Here is a 14,054-nt window from a genome sequence, read left to right as displayed (position 1 = left end):
CAACCCGTCGAATGAGGGAAGCGAATGCGTATCGATGCAATTTCCGTAGGCAAGAATCCGCCGGATGACGTGAATGTCATCGTTGAAGTGCCGGTCGGTGGACACCCGATCAAGTACGAGATGGACAAGGATGCCGGTGCGCTGATCGTCGATCGCTTCCTCTACACGCCGATGACCTATCCGGGTAACTATGGTTTCGTACCGCACACCCTGTCTGACGATGGCGACCCGATCGACGTTCTCATCTGCAACACCCGTCCGCTGGTTCCGGGCTGCGTCATCAATGTCCGCCCCATCGGCGTGATGATCATGGAAGATGACGGCGGCAAGGACGAGAAGATCCTCGCCGTGCCGGTTCCGAAGCTGACGCGCCGTTACGACAAGGTCCACAATTACACCGACCTGCCGGAAATCACGCTGAAGCAGATCGAGCACTTCTTCGAGCACTACAAGGATCTGGAGCCCGGCAAGTGGGTGAAGATGGGCGGCTGGCAGGATGTCGACGTCGCCAAGAAGCTGATCGTCGAAGCCATCGAGCGCTACAAGGCGCAGGGCTGATCTAAAGCATGTCTCCCAAAAGTGTGCAGCGGTTTTCGGACCAAGACATGCTTAAAAACAAAGATTTAAAGCGCGTCGCGGGAATCAGATTAGACGCGATGCGCTTTAGTTTTCGAGCTTTTTGAATAGCTCTTCGAAATCCTCCGGGTCGGTGTCGATCCGGAGGATTTTTTTACGCGCCGTTTCGCCTGAAACGAAGCTGATGGAGGATTTCGGCAGGCCGAGTTTTTTCGCCAGCAAAACAATCAGGGCTCTGTTGGCCTTGCCGCCTTCCGGCACGGCGCTGACGCGGGCCTTCAGATGCGCGTTTCCCTCCGCATCCTTTTCCACGCCCTCGATGGCGTCCCGCCCGCCATTCGGTGTGAGGCGGACGGTCAGGCGGACATGGTCGCTATGCTTCTGCCAGCAGGCGCTCAAGCGACCATCGGGTAAAGCGTGTTCCACATGAAGGAGCGGATGAAGAAGATGAGCAGGAGCACGATGATCGGCGAAATGTCGATGCCGCCGAGATTGGGCAGAATGCGGCGGATGGGGCGCAGAACCGGTTCCGTGACATTGAACAGAAAGCTGCCGATGGCGTTCACGAACTGGTTGCGGGAATTGATGACGTTGAAGGCGTAAAGCCAGGAAAAAATAGCGCTGGCGATCAGCACCCACGTATAGAGGTTCAAGGCCAGATCGATGGTCTGAAACAGGGCAAGCATCAATATCTCCGTATCTTGGTTGCAAGACATTTAGACATTGAACCGTGAACCGGCAAGTGTTGCGCCAGATCGTAGTGATCTTTGATCTGATCGACCGGCGATCATCACAATCTGGCTCGTGGCTTTGCAGTGGGATTTCAGACGAAAACCGCTCACACTTTTCGTCATCCCGTCAGTGAGGGCTGGCGATTCCTGTGATATCGCTCTATTGCAAAGCTCTCATATTGTCTCGCGAGCACCCAGCCGATGTCCCTCCCTTCCGCCGAAAACCGTTTCGGTGCATTCCGGCATAGTTCCTATCGCCGCTTTTTCAGCGCCCGTTTTTTTTCGGCCTTCGCCATCCAGATCGTCAGCGTCTCGGTCGGCTGGCAGATGTATGAGGTGACCGGCAACGCCTTTTATCTCGGCCTGATCGGTCTTTTCCAGTTTCTGCCGTCTCTGCTTCTGATCCTCGTCACCGGAACGGTCGCCGACCGGCACAATCGTCGGCGCATCATGGCCATATGCCTGCTGATTGCGGCGCTGTGCGCTGCCGCTCTTCTGGGTCTTACGCTGACGCACAGCTTTTCCCCCTGGCCGGTCTTCGCCATTCTTGTCGTCTTCGGCATAGAGCGCGCCTTCATGGGACCGGCGGTCCAGTCGCTGGCGCCCAATCTCGTGCCGGTAGAGGATTTGCCGAACGCCATCGCCTGGAATTCCTCTTCCTGGCAGATGGCGTCCATTCTCGGTCCCGTCGCCGGCGGCCTGCTTTATGGCCTCGGTGCTTCCGTCGCCTATAGTGTGGCATTCGTGCTCTTCATCGTATCGGCCACGCTTGCGGTGACGATCCGCAAGCCGGAACAACGCGGCCCGGCAAAAGCCATCAGCCTCGAAACCATGCTCGCCGGGTTCAAATTCATCGCGCAGGAAAAAATCGTTCTCGGTGCGATCTCGCTCGATCTTTTCGCGGTGTTGCTGGGCGGCGCCGTTGCGCTGATGCCGATTTTTGCCAAGGAAGTGCTGACGCTCGGGCCATGGGGTCTCGGGCTTCTGCGGGCAGCACCCGGCATCGGGGCCATCACCGTTGCGGTCATTCTGGCGTTCAAGCCCATTCGTCACCACGCCGGCCTGCTGATGTTTACCGGCGTCGGCCTCTTCAGCATCTCCACCGTGGTCTTCGGGCTTTCGCAAACCGCATGGGTGTCCATCGCCGCGCTGGTGGTCATGGGCGCATCCGACATGGTGTCGGTTTATGTGCGCGAGACCTTGATTGCGCTATGGACGCCGGATGAGGTGCGCGGGCGCGTGAATGCCGTGAACATGGTGTTCGTCGGCGCATCGAACGAGCTGGGGGAATTCCGCGCCGGCACCATGGCGCATGTCGTCGGGGCCGTACCGGCCGTTGTCATCGGCGGGGCGGGCACGCTTGCTGTGGCGGTTATCTGGGCGCTCGGTTTCTCCAAGCTGCGCAGAATCGACAATCTGGATGCGCCGCACTGATGGCGATGGGTCTTAGATCGTTTTGGCTTTTCTTCGAATCGCAAAAACGATCTAACCTTTTGTTTTTAAGCACTTTCCGGACGTAAAACCGCTGCGCACTTTTACTGGAAATGCTCTAGCGCTGCGCCTTGCCCTCAAAAACTAGATCGAGGAAATTGCCGAGCCATGCCCTGAGCGGCGTGTCGAACAGCATGCGGCCTTCCAGATGCTGGCTGCCCACCTGCGCATTGGGCATGCCGAAGCGCTGCGCGCCGCGCACCACCCAGCTATGCATCATGGCGCGGGTCAGTTCGGCGTGAAACTGCAGGCCCCAGGCGTTTTTTCCATAGCGGTAGGCCTGATTGGGATAGGTCTCGCCCGAGGCCAGAAGTTCGGCTCCGCGGGGCAGCTCGAACCCTTCCTTGTGGAAATGATAGACCATCTTCGGCCAATGCGGCATCAGAAGCCGCCCATGTTCGGTGGCATGAAGCGGATACCAGCCGATCTCCACCTTGCCCTCCCTGTCGGCCTCCACCTTGCCGCCGAGATGTTTGGACAGCATCTGCGCGCCGAGACAGATGCCGAGAAAGGGTTTGTTTTCCTTCAGCGGCACCTTCAGCCAGTCGATTTCGGCTTTGACGTAGTCATGAGAATCGTTGGCGCTCATCGGCCCGCCGAAAATGATTGCGCCCGCGTGTTTCTCCAGCGTTTGCGGCAGGTCATCGCCGAGTGCAGGGCGCCTTATATCCAGACGATACCCTTTTTCCACCAGCATCTGGCCGACGCGGCCGGGCGTGGAACGTTCCTGATGCAGGACGATGAGCAGCGATGGTTGTTTTCTCTGTTGCCTGGAAGGGTCAAACAGCATCGTCTTCGTTTTCGCTTTCTTCAGCGGGCCCGGACCTCGTGGCGGCCTGCTGACGTTGCAGAACCCTGTCGCGCACGGATACACCAAGCAGGTCGGCGACTCGCCAGATTACATGGTCTTCCATTTCGCTTCGTTCGCCGTCAGCGTAAACAATATCCCATAATATGCCAATAAGCTCCACGCGCTGATCTTCATCGAGATGGCGGCGTATATCGGTGGTGAAGCGGTAATAATCGACGGCTTCCTTACCGGCCTCCTGGCCGGCGGCGAGAAGCGCGTCCAGCTTTCCGGCATCGAGATGGTAATAGTCCTGCAGTATTTCGCGCAGGCGGTCGCGCTCGCTTTTCGAGACGGTGCCATCCGCTTCCATGACCTGGAAACAGAGGGCGGCCACCGCCACCCTCAGATCGTCCGGACTGAAATCATCCCCATGCGGGCCGACGAGGTTCTGAATAAACGACTGTATTTGCTGGAACATCGATATCCTGTTCGTCAGAAGAGTTTGAGCCGGGTCTTGGGTTCGGCTTCCACGCCGGGTTTCTTGACGCCCGGATCATCCGGCGCGCCGCCGAAAAACGGCACGGCTTCCGCCTTTTCATCCGTGGCATCGGTTTCCACTGGCGCTTCGATTGTGACCGGCTTTTTCTCCTGCGGGACCGATACGGCCGGCTTGACCTCGATCGGTGCGGCCGGGGCGGGTTTCGGTTCGGCGCGTGTCTCCGGTGCGGCTTCGACAATGATCGTTTTCGCGGCCGGTTCGGCCCGTGCGGGCGCTGCGGCAATCGCGTTTTCGATTGTCAGATCTTCGACGGGCGCTTCGAGCTGGCCGAAAGGCGCTTTCCATTCGAAAGCATCGAGACGGCCGGTGACCGGCGAAACCGGCAGCCATTTTTCCGAAACGACGCCGTCGGCCACCCAGGCGGGGTCGCGCGGTGCGCGCAGCGCCTGCGCCATCCAGTAGCGCACACGGCCCTGATCGCCGGTTTCGGCCTCCTCGATATCGGCCATCAGCAGGAAGATGCTCTCGCGCGGTTCGATCCGGGCGGCGGCTTCGGCCTTGGCCCGCGCCTTGGCGAATTCCTTGGCGTCGAGCGCTGCCTGCGCCACGGCGAACAGGGATTCGATGTTGTTGGGCTTCAGGCTCTCAAGCCGCTCAGCCCGTTTCAGCCGGTCGATGGCGGTATCGCCGCTGCGTGCGCGGACATAAAGTTCGGCGATCTGCGGGTGCGGATCGTTCTTCCAGACGGGCTCCAAAACCGTGGCTGCCTTGCGCAGATTGTCTTCCCGGAGATAGGATTTGGCCGCGATCAGCGCTGCCGGAACCAGGCTCTTGGCAAGCTTGAGAGCGTGCTTGGCATCCTCGCGCGCGCCAACCGGATCGCTTTCCAGCTTTTCGCCGGCCTTGGCAGTAAGAAGCACGGCTTTCAGACGTTCCGCCTCACCGCGTTCGATAACGCCGGCGGCCTTCTGCTGGTCGAGCAGGCGGATGGCATCGTCCCACTGTCCGTTGCGGCAGCGGTTTTCCAGCGTCGCCTGCGCGGCCCAGGGCAGATAGGGGGCTTTTTCCGCTGCATCCTCGGCATATTGCTGGGCGGCTTCATAGGCGCCCTGACGGCGGGCCTCGATATAAAGGCCGCGAAGGCCAAGCTCGCGGGTTTCGGGATCGCGGGCCATGGCTTCGAATTTGCGCCGCGCCTCGTCATATTTGCCTTCAATCAGGTCAGCCTGCGCATCGAGCAGATGAATCAGCGGCTCCTGATCGGCGCTGAGCAACCCTTGAGTGCGGGCCGTCATCTTGCGGGCGAGGATCGCATTGCCGGCCCCGGCAGCGATGAGGCCGGTGGAGAGCGCCTGATAACCCCGGTCGCGCTTGCGGGCGCGGAAATAACGACGGGCGGCATTGGGCGAGGTCCAGATGGCATTGACGATCCACCAGACCAGCATGACGGCGGCGACCAGCGCCGCGATGATGGAGGCGGCGACCATCAAGCTCATTTCGATCAGCTGGCCCTGCCAGACGATGGAGAGCACACCCGGCCTGTCGGCCAGCCAGGAGAAACCGAAGCCGAGAGCCAGAACGATAACGGCGAAAGTCAGAATTCTGGTCATGCCCTTACCCCTGCCTGCCGGTGCTGGTGATGGCGCGGTTCAACGTGCCGCCAACCAGATTCTCGACCTCGATGCGCGCATCCAGCGATTTCTTGTAATCGGCGGATGCCGTCTTGGCGGCATCGGGAAGCCCGTTCCATTCAAGCGCCGCGCCCTGCAGATCGCCGTTGCGCAGCTTGTTTTCCATGCGCGCGATCTGGGCTTCTGGGGTCTCGCCCTCGATATTTCCGACAGGGCGCACCTTCACCAGTGAAAAGGCGCTTTCGGTCAGGCGTTCCATAATGCCCTGATTGGGGTCAGGCTGGTTGATGGCGGAAAGCATCGCATTGGCGACGTCAGGGAATTTCTGCATCAGCTCTGAGCGTGACGGCACACCGGTTGCGGCGAAGGATTGCAGCGATGCGATGGCCGGATCGTCGGGCGTTACCTTGGACAGCGTGTCGAGTTCCGTCAGGAACGGCCCACCGCGATCAATCGCGGCCTTCAGCGCGGCGGAAGCGATGGCGCGGGCGACTTCGATATCGTCGCGCGGCTCGTTGATCTTGGCTTCCGCATCCGCAAGACGGCGTGTCAGTTCCGCCGTCGCCGATGCCTGCGCGGATCGCTCCGACTGGAGGGTGGATTCCAGCGCGGCGATTTTTTCCGACAGCCCATCCACCTGCGGGGTCTCACCCTTTGCGCCTTCGAGGGTTGCGATGCGCTGTTCCAGCGCTGAGGTGTCGGCGGCTGGCGCATTGGCAAGCTGCTGCCGCAAGCTGCCCAGATCGGTTTTCAGTGCGGCGATTTCCTCGCTTCCCGCCCTGCCTGCATTGAAGGAGGGCAGGATCCCGGCATATTGCATGCTGCCTGCGGCGGCGAGCGCCACAAGGCCGCCGACGATACCTGCCGCGATCAGGCCGGAGGTTGCCGCCTGCTTGCGTTCCGCCTGCTGTGGTGTGGAGGGCTTTGCCGGTCCTGAGGAGGAGGTTGCCGTCGCTGGTTTTGCAGCGGTGGCGCCGCTGGATGCGCTGGAGGACGCTGTGGAGCCGAAGGCCGGCTTCGTAGCAGCTGCTGCAGCCGCGCTCGTGTCAGTGGTGCCCGTCGACGGTTTTGTCTCGGTTCTGGGCGGAACAGGGGTCGGCGAGACGGGATCTTTCTGCCTGTCTGCGGGCTGTTTGTCTGCGGCGCTCTCAGCCTTCGGTGCCGTGGCTACGGATTCCGCTTTGCCGACATTGGGTTCGGGCTCGATAGGGGTTTTCTTGGGCTGGTCCCAGATGGGCGCGGGGTTGCCCGTTGCGGCTGCTTCGGGCTTTGTGTCCGAAACTCCGGGCTCTGCGGTGGCCTCAGGTGTTTTGTCACCGGGCTTTTCGTCCGTCTTGGCAGCGTCCACGTCGGCGGAAATTGCTTTCACGTCTTTGGCGTCCAGGTCGATGGTGACCGGTTCGGCTTTGGACTTGGAGTGGCGTGGCGGCTTTCCCGATACCATGACAACCTCATTTCTGCCTGCAGTAATCTAAACCTAGTCAGTGACGGCGGCAAAGGAAAGAGGCGAGCTCGAATTAGGTTCCAGAGTTATGGCGTAGAAGTTCAAACATCGCCGCCTCGCTCGGTTCTTCGGCGGCCTTGGCGTTTGCGCGGAAGATTTCCGGAACGAGAGAAAATACGTTGCGGCTGATGCAGATGAATTGTGTCGTTGCCAGCGCTGCCACGTATTTTTCCGTCGATACATGATGGAAAAAGGCCCGCGCCGCTTCCGATGAATAGAGCAGGACCACATCGGCAACGCTTTCGACAAGCGCCGTCTCTAGCATCGTCTCAGAAATGTCGGAGGGCAGCATCTCGTAACAATCCACCGTTCTGAAGGGAATGCCGGCGGCGGCAAGGCCTTCCTCGAAGACGGCGCCACGGGGCCTGCCGGCGAGATAGAGCAGGGGTTCTTCTTCGGAAAATAGAGTCTGGTGCTCAGCCACCAGCGCGGTCAGACTCACGGCGTCGCCGGAGGCGGTGAAAATCTGTTCGAAGCCGGTTTTTTCCGCCGCTTCCGCCGTTGCTCCGCCGACGGCGAAAAGCGGTTTTGACAGATAGGGAGCCAGCCCGTCCGGTGATGTTTCCAGTGCTCGTAGCGCCTCGGCGCTGGTCACCGCGATGGCCGCCAGCGGGGCGGATAGCGCCGAGACGGCGCGTTCCCCATGATGGGCGGGATAAAACAGCGGAAGAAGCACCGGCGCATGGCCAAGCGCTTCAAGCTTTGCGGCCGTCCTTTCGCCCGAACGTTGCGGCCGGGTGACGACGATCCGCATCGGCTCAGCTCCAGCCTTCGAAGAAATTGCTGCCCGCCTTGGTGCGCACGTCTTCGCCGGCCTGCCGGCCGAGCTTTGCCGCATCGCGGCGGTTGCCGGAGGCTTCGATGCCGTGGCTCGTCTGGCCATCGGGGGTGAGGATCAGGCCGGAAAAATGCAATTCCTCGCCATCGCAGGTGGCGTAGCCGGCAATCGGCGTGCGACAGGAACCATCGAGTGCTGCCAGAAAGGCGCGCTCGCAGGTCACGGCATCATGAGTGGGCCCGTCGTTTATGGGAGCGAGCAGTTCGTCCATGCGCGTATCGCCGATGCGGCTTTCCACGCCGATTGCGCCCTGGGCCGGAGCAGGAGGGAATTCCTTCGGGTCGAGAATTTCCGTCGGCACATTGTCCTTACCAAGTCTCTTCAGGCCGGCAAAGGCGAGAAGCGTCGCATCCGCCTGACCTTCTTCCAGCTTGCGCAGGCGAGTCTCGACCTGACCGCGAAAAATGATGACGCTCAGATCCGGCCGCAGGCGGCGGATCAGCGCCTGGCGGCGCAGGGATGCGGAACCGACCACGGCGCCTTGCGGCAGCTCCAGCAGCTTCGGTGCGGTGCGGCCGATGAAGGCGTCGCGTATATCCTCACGCGGCAGGAAAGCGGACAGATAAAGGCCTTCGGGCAGAACCGTCGGCATGTCCTTGGAGGAGTGCACGGCCATATCGAGTTCGCCGGACAGAAGCTGGCTTTCCAGCTCCTCTGTGAAGAGGCCCTTGCCGCCGATTTCCGACAAAGCGCGGTCGGTTATCCGGTCGCCCTTGGTGGACAGCACGACGATTTCGAACATTTCTTCCGGCAGGCCATGCGCCGCCATCAGCCGGTTGCGCGTCTCGTAAGCCTGCGCGAGCGCCAGCGGGCTGCCGCGCGTGCCGATTCGGAAAGGTTTTGTTTGCATCCGCGTCTATCCATTGTTACCGGAGTTGTCTTAGACCAACTCAGCGCATGATCGCAATGAACGAACAGATTTGATGACCCCCTTTCTTCGTATCCTCGGCATAGAGACAAGCTGTGACGAAACCGCCGCATCCATTGTGGTTCGGCATGCGGACGGCCATGGCGAGATCGTCTCCGACGTCGTTTTGTCGCAGCTTGAGGAACACAGCGCCTATGGCGGCGTAGTACCGGAAATTGCCGCGCGCGCCCATGTCGAGGCGCTGGACACGCTGGTGGAAGAAGCACTGGAGCAGGCGGGCGTAACCCTTGCCGATGTCGACGCCATCGCCGCCACCTCCGGCCCCGGCCTCATCGGCGGCCTGCTGGTGGGTTTGATGACGGGCAAGGCCATCGCCAAGGCGGCCGGCAAGCCGCTTTACGCCATCAACCATCTGGAAGGCCACGCGCTGACGGCGCGCCTTACCGACGGCCTGTCTTTTCCCTATCTGATGCTGCTCGTCTCCGGCGGCCATACCCAGCTGGTGCTGGTGCGTGGCGTGGGCGATTATGAGCGTTGGGGCACCACCATCGATGACGCGCTGGGGGAGGCCTTCGACAAGACCGCGAAACTTCTGGGCCTGCCCTATCCCGGCGGGCCTGCGGTCGAGAAGGCGGCGGCGAAGGGTGATCCGAACCGCTTTCCGCTTCCGCGTCCCATGGTCGGCGAAGCACGGCTCGATTTTTCCTTTTCCGGCCTGAAGACGGCGGTGCGGCAGGCGGCTACCGCCATCGCGCCGCTTTCCGAGCAGGATATTGCCGATATCTGCGCCTCGTTCCAGAAAGCGGTGTCGCGCACGCTCAAGGATCGGATCGGCCGCGGCCTTGCCCGTTTCAGCCAGGAATTTCCGCATACAGAAAACCAGCCTGCTCTGGTCGTCGCCGGCGGCGTTGCCGCCAATCAGGAAATCCGCCAGACGCTGCAATCGCTTTGCGATACCCATGGCTTCCGCTTCGTCGCGCCGCCGCACCGGCTCTGCACCGATAATGCCGCGATGATCGCCTGGGCGGGGCTGGAGCGCATGGCGGACGGCCGGGACCCCGATCCGCTCGAAATCCCGCCGCGCTCGCGCTGGCCGCTGGATGGCAGCGCGGAGACATTGATAGGTTTCGGTAAAAGGGGAGCCAAGGCCTGATGCAGCGGGAGAAAATCGTCGTCATCGGCGCCGGCGCCTTCGGAACAGCGCTTGCTGTGGTCATCGCGCTGGAAAACCGGCATGACGTGACCCTGCTCGGCCGCGACCCATCGCTGATGGCCGACCTCAGGAGCGACCGCGTGCACGAGGCGGCCCTGCCGGGCGTCGATCTGCCAGATGCGCTTGAATTTTCCGCCGAGCCAGATGTGCTGGCGGGCGCCGGCATCGTCCTCTTCGCCATGCCCTCGCAGGCTCATGCCGATGCGGCCCGTCAGTACGGTCCTTATCTGGCTAATGACTCAATCATTGTTACCTGCGCCAAGGGTATCGACCGCAGCTCCGGCCGGCTGCTGACGGAACTTCTGGAAGCGGAACTGCCGCATCATCCGATTGCGGTTCTGTCCGGTCCGGGCTTTGCGGCCGACATAGCACGGGGCCTGCCAACGGCCATGGCGATTGCGGCGGAAGATGCGGTGATAGCCGAGCGGCTTGCGACCACGATTTCCGGCAAGACCTTCCGGCTTTATGCCTCGACCGACCGCATCGGTGTGCAGCTTGGCGGGGCGCTGAAGAATGTTCTCGCCATTGCCGCCGGCATCGTCGAAGGCGCGGGCCTTGGCGATTCCGCCCGGGCGGCGTTGATTTCGCGCGGGCTTGCCGAAATGTCGCGTCTCATCGTTGCGATGGGCGGGAAGGCGGACACGGTGCGCGGCCTCTCGGGCCTTGGCGATCTGGTGCTGACCGCCACCAGCCACCAGTCGCGAAACCTGCGTTTCGGTATCGCGCTCGGTCGGGGTGAGGGCAAGGACATGTCCGGCGGGCTGGTGGAGGGCGCTTTCGCGGCAGCCGTCGCCGCCCGGCTCGGGGAAAGTCACGCTGTCGACATGCCGGTTACCGAAGCGGTGGCCGCTATCATTGACGGCAATCTGGATGTGGCGAGCGCCATGCAACAATTGATGACACGGCCCATCACCACCGAATGAGGGCGGGTCTTCGCGCCAAACCGCTGACGCGTTTGGAAGACATGTTTTAACGAGGAGACGAAAATGCTGTTTGCCTTTATCTGCAAGGACAAGCCCGGTCATCTGAATGTGCGTATGGAAACACGCCCGGCGCATCTGGAGCACCTGAACAAGCTGAATGCCGAGGGCACGCTGAAGATCGCCGGTCCGTTTCTGGATGCCGAAGGCAAGCCGAATGGCAGCCTCGTGATCGTTGACGCCGCCGATATCGATGCCGCGAAGGCGCTTGCCGATGCCGATCCCTACGCCAAGGCCGGCCTGTTCGAAAGCGTTGACGTGAGGCCCTATAATTGGGTCTTCAACAATCCGGGAGCATGACCGGATATGGCGAATTACTGGCTTTACAAGTCCGAGCCGTTCAAATGGTCCTGGGAAATGCAGAAGGCCAAGGGCGAGGCGGGCGAAGAATGGACCGGCGTGCGCAATTATCAGGCGCGCAACAACATGCGGGCCATGAAGATCGGCGACAAGGGTTTCTTCTACCACTCCAATGAGGGGCTGGATGTCGTCGGCATCGTCGAAGTCTGCGCATTGTCGCATCCGGACTCGACCGCCGAAGGCGATCTGAAATGGGATTGCGTGGATATCCGCGCCGTCTGCGACATGCCGCAGCCCGTTTCGCTGAAGGATGTGAAAGCCAATCCGAAGCTGGCGAAGATGTCGCTTGTCACTTCCATGCGGCTTTCCGTGCAGCCGGTGACGGAAGAGGAATATCTTGAGGTCTGCCGCATGGGCGGTCTCGCCAACCCACCGAAGTCACCGGACTGATGCTTCGGTGAGGACCGATCCCGAACGCTTCATTCTCGACAATACCGCCATCATGCATCCGCCGCATGTGCCGGAGTTGCGTCTTCATCTCGCCACCGAAGCCCATGAGCTGTGGTTGAAGACGGAGGAGGAGCTGGAAGCGATCGGCCTGCCGCCGCCCTTCTGGGCCTTCGCCTGGGCCGGCGGGCAGGGGCTTGCCCGCTACGTTCTCGATCATCCCGACAGCGTGTCCGGCAGGCGCGTGCTGGATTTCGCCAGCGGCTCCGGTCTGGTCGCCATCGCTGCGGCAAAGGCGGGCGCCGGTGCGGTTCTGGCGGCCGATATCGATCCGTGGACAGAGGCGGCCATTCGGCTGAATGCGGCTCTCAATGGCGTGGACATTGCTTTCACCGGGCTTGATCTGGTTGGGAAACCGGTCGAAGCGGATATTCTGCTGGCCGGCGATGTGTTTTACGACCGTGCCTTTGCCGAGCTTCTCGTACCGTGGTTTCTGGAACTGACGGAAAAAGGCGTGACCATCCTCGTCGGCGATCCCGGACGCGCTTATTTGCCCAAAGAGCGGCTCCGCGCGGAGGCGACCTATCAGGTGCCGGTGACGCGGGCGCTGGAAGACAGTGAAGTGAAGAAGACCACGGTGTGGCGTTTTATCTGATCAGCGCATCACGCATTTGCAGTAAAACCGTTTTATGCTTTTGCCGAAAATGCTTCAGGGCCGGATAATGCAGACGCCATGTTCATAGGCGCAGGCGTCGCCAGCGGTTTCAGCACGGACATCGATGATTTTCGCCTTTGGCGCAAGCTGCGTGCCCGCCGCAACCGCTGCGCCTTTCCGTGAAAGCCCGCCGCCAATTGCGAAATAATTGCCGTTGCCGCGAACGCGCAGCGCCGATATCGCACCGACGTAAGTACCGCCGGAGAGGGTGGATGGCAGCCCGTCCGTCGAGAAACTCACCTGCGATTGACGATGTTGATAGTTGTGCTGATAATCACGGCGGCCATAAGAATTCTCTGCCGCCGCTGAAGGCACCACGGTGAAAATGACGCCTGCGACCATCATGGTCAAAGTGGCGATTCGGCGCTGTAACATGAGCCTCATTCTCCAGATTTTTTTGGTTAACCAAAGGTAAATTACACGATTCATGAATTACGTAAAGGTAAATATTTTAGGGGCGTAAATCTTGGAAACGCTCGATTTTTTATTTTGACGCAAAAAAATTCCAAAAAAAATTCGTGAACCAATCGATTAAATTGGAATCGGCCATGAAATGTGCTTGTCGTGATGCTCCCATGTGATTAAACGTCGCGGTTGGTGCAATGCACATTCTTTCGTCATGTGCTGTTGCTTGGGGGCGTCCTGTCTGATGGGCGCACGGGAAAACGCCGCGAGGTTCTGATGGCGAATGCGACTAATAACCGGCCTCTGTCGCCGCATCTTCAAGTTTACAAGCTGATTCCGACGATGGTTGCATCCATCGTGCACCGCATCACGGGCGGCGCGCTTTATTTCGGAACGCTTCTGGTTGCCTGGTGGCTGATCGCAATCGCCTCGGGTCCTGCCTATTACGACTGGGTCAACTGGGCGATGGGTACGATCATCGGCAGGCTCATCCTGATCGGATACACCTGGGCTCTGGTCCATCACATGCTTGGCGGCCTTCGCCATTTCATGTGGGATCTGGGCTACGGCTTCGAAAAGCACTTTACCACCAAGCTGGCGAAGGCCTCGTGGGTGGTGTCGATCTGTCTGACCGCGCTGATCTGGGTCATTGCCCTGATCGTGCGCTGAGGAGATTTTTCATGGATATGCGTACACCTCTCGGAAAGGTTCGCGGCCTCGGCTCCGCCAAGGAAGGCACCGACCATTTCTGGCGTCAGCGCGTGACTGCGGTCGCCAACGTTCCGTTGCTCATCTTCTTTGTCGTCTTCCTCATCAGATATGCCGGCGCGCCCTATCCTGAAGTCGTTGCGGCGTTGTCGAACCCGCTCGTTGCGGTCATCATGGCTCTGGTTTTGGTTTCCGGCCTCATCCACATGAAGCTCGGCATGCAGGTCATCATTGAAGACTATATTCACGCCGAGGTTTCGAAGCTCGTTCTTCTGATGCTCAATATGTTTTTCGCGGTTCTCATTGGCGGTCTTTGCATCTTCGCCATTCTGAAAATCGCATTCGCAGGATAATCCCG

18 protein-coding genes are annotated in these 14,054 nt (G+C 60.5%); 9 read left to right on the top strand and 9 right to left on the bottom strand.

The annotated features are described in order from the left end of the window. Positions 1–24 precede the first annotated feature (24 nt). A complete protein-coding gene (gene ppa / locus FGF54_RS12470; RefSeq protein WP_003523485.1) occupies positions 25–558 on the top strand; it encodes an inorganic diphosphatase in 534 nt (177 codons plus the stop codon). Between the two features lie 105 nt (positions 559–663). Here the strand turns inward: ppa and FGF54_RS27225 are convergent, their stop codons facing one another. Together FGF54_RS27225 and FGF54_RS27220 are read right to left on the bottom strand one after the other, a co-directional pair. Then, positions 664–975: a DUF167 domain-containing protein gene (locus FGF54_RS27225; RefSeq protein ID WP_168208084.1), complete on the bottom strand. Its 312-nt coding sequence runs from the start codon at positions 973–975 to the stop codon at positions 664–666. After that, positions 972–1,262: a YggT family protein gene (locus tag FGF54_RS27220; protein ID WP_168208083.1), complete on the bottom strand. Its 291-nt coding sequence runs from the start codon at positions 1,260–1,262 to the stop codon at positions 972–974. The genes FGF54_RS27225 and FGF54_RS27220 overlap by 4 nt, the downstream gene beginning before the upstream one ends. Positions 1,263–1,508: 246 nt before the next feature. Here FGF54_RS27220 and FGF54_RS12460 point away from each other — a divergent pair, with 246 nt between their 5' ends. After that, positions 1,509–2,741, top strand: coding sequence for an MFS transporter (locus FGF54_RS12460; RefSeq protein WP_142779833.1), 1,233 nt, complete (start codon positions 1,509–1,511; stop codon positions 2,739–2,741). 115 nt (positions 2,742–2,856) lie between these two features. Here FGF54_RS12460 and FGF54_RS12455 read toward each other — a convergent pair whose 3' ends face one another. The 6 genes from FGF54_RS12455 to hemC all read right to left on the bottom strand — a co-directional run bounded on the left by FGF54_RS12455 (position 2,857) and on the right by hemC (position 8,910). Continuing rightward, complete coding sequence (locus FGF54_RS12455) at positions 2,857–3,588, bottom strand: glutamine amidotransferase (protein WP_003523491.1); 732 nt, start codon at positions 3,586–3,588, stop codon at positions 2,857–2,859. Then, a complete protein-coding gene (locus FGF54_RS12450; RefSeq protein ID WP_020813557.1) occupies positions 3,578–4,066 on the bottom strand; it encodes a TerB family tellurite resistance protein in 489 nt (162 codons plus the stop codon). Before FGF54_RS12450 ends, FGF54_RS12455 begins: the two co-directional genes overlap by 11 nt. A gap of 14 nt (positions 4,067–4,080) precedes the next feature. Then, complete coding sequence (locus FGF54_RS12445; protein WP_142779832.1) at positions 4,081–5,697, bottom strand: heme biosynthesis protein HemY; 1,617 nt, start codon at positions 5,695–5,697, stop codon at positions 4,081–4,083. A gap of 4 nt (positions 5,698–5,701) precedes the next feature. Further along, on the bottom strand, positions 5,702–7,162 hold the full coding sequence (locus FGF54_RS12440; protein ID WP_142779831.1) for a COG4223 family protein: 1,461 nt from the start codon (positions 7,160–7,162) through the stop codon (positions 5,702–5,704). Positions 7,163–7,235: 73 nt separating this feature from the next. Beyond that, complete coding sequence (locus FGF54_RS12435; RefSeq protein WP_142779830.1) at positions 7,236–7,976, bottom strand: uroporphyrinogen-III synthase; 741 nt, start codon at positions 7,974–7,976, stop codon at positions 7,236–7,238. 4 nt (positions 7,977–7,980) lie between these two features. Then, positions 7,981–8,910 carry a hydroxymethylbilane synthase gene (hemC, locus tag FGF54_RS12430; protein ID WP_142779829.1) on the bottom strand — a complete coding sequence of 310 codons (930 nt, stop codon included), beginning with the start codon at positions 8,908–8,910 and terminating at the stop codon, positions 7,981–7,983. Positions 8,911–8,983: 73 nt separating this feature from the next. On the opposite strand from hemC, the gene tsaD reads away from it, so the two are divergent. The 5 genes from tsaD to FGF54_RS12405 all read left to right on the top strand — a co-directional run bounded on the left by tsaD (position 8,984) and on the right by FGF54_RS12405 (position 12,523). Then, a complete protein-coding gene (gene tsaD, locus FGF54_RS12425) occupies positions 8,984–10,081 on the top strand; it encodes a tRNA (adenosine(37)-N6)-threonylcarbamoyltransferase complex transferase subunit TsaD (protein WP_078052370.1) in 1,098 nt (365 codons plus the stop codon). After that, positions 10,081–11,064 carry an NAD(P)H-dependent glycerol-3-phosphate dehydrogenase gene (locus FGF54_RS12420; protein WP_078052371.1) on the top strand — a complete coding sequence of 328 codons (984 nt, stop codon included), beginning with the start codon at positions 10,081–10,083 and terminating at the stop codon, positions 11,062–11,064. The genes tsaD and FGF54_RS12420 overlap by 1 nt, the downstream gene beginning before the upstream one ends. 63 nt (positions 11,065–11,127) lie before the next feature. After that, positions 11,128–11,421, top strand: a complete 294-nt coding sequence (locus FGF54_RS12415) for a YciI-like protein (RefSeq protein WP_142779828.1) — start codon at positions 11,128–11,130, stop codon at positions 11,419–11,421. 6 nt (positions 11,422–11,427) lie between these two features. After that, a complete protein-coding gene (locus FGF54_RS12410) occupies positions 11,428–11,871 on the top strand; it encodes an EVE domain-containing protein (protein ID WP_003523502.1) in 444 nt (147 codons plus the stop codon). 7 nt (positions 11,872–11,878) lie between these two features. Continuing rightward, positions 11,879–12,523: a methyltransferase gene (locus FGF54_RS12405; RefSeq protein WP_142779827.1), complete on the top strand. Its 645-nt coding sequence runs from the start codon at positions 11,879–11,881 to the stop codon at positions 12,521–12,523. Positions 12,524–12,577: 54 nt separating this feature from the next. On the opposite strand, the gene FGF54_RS12400 is transcribed toward FGF54_RS12405, so the two are convergent. Continuing rightward, positions 12,578–12,958 carry a hypothetical protein gene (locus tag FGF54_RS12400; protein WP_168208082.1) on the bottom strand — a complete coding sequence of 127 codons (381 nt, stop codon included), beginning with the start codon at positions 12,956–12,958 and terminating at the stop codon, positions 12,578–12,580. Between the two features lie 306 nt (positions 12,959–13,264). Here FGF54_RS12400 and sdhC point away from each other — a divergent pair, with 306 nt between their 5' ends. Both sdhC and sdhD read left to right on the top strand, forming a co-directional pair. Beyond that, positions 13,265–13,657: a succinate dehydrogenase, cytochrome b556 subunit gene (sdhC, locus tag FGF54_RS12395; protein ID WP_003523506.1), complete on the top strand. Its 393-nt coding sequence runs from the start codon at positions 13,265–13,267 to the stop codon at positions 13,655–13,657. Between the two features lie 11 nt (positions 13,658–13,668). Next, positions 13,669–14,049, top strand: coding sequence for a succinate dehydrogenase, hydrophobic membrane anchor protein (gene sdhD / locus FGF54_RS12390; protein ID WP_020811956.1), 381 nt, complete (start codon positions 13,669–13,671; stop codon positions 14,047–14,049). Positions 14,050–14,054 lie beyond the last annotated feature (5 nt).

The organism is Agrobacterium sp. T29 (genome assembly GCF_006970545.1).
GTDB classification, from domain to species: domain Bacteria; phylum Pseudomonadota; class Alphaproteobacteria; order Rhizobiales; family Rhizobiaceae; genus Agrobacterium; species Agrobacterium leguminum.
Note: the sequence above shows the minus strand (reverse complement) of the source record. Positions and strands in the feature narration are given on the sequence as shown.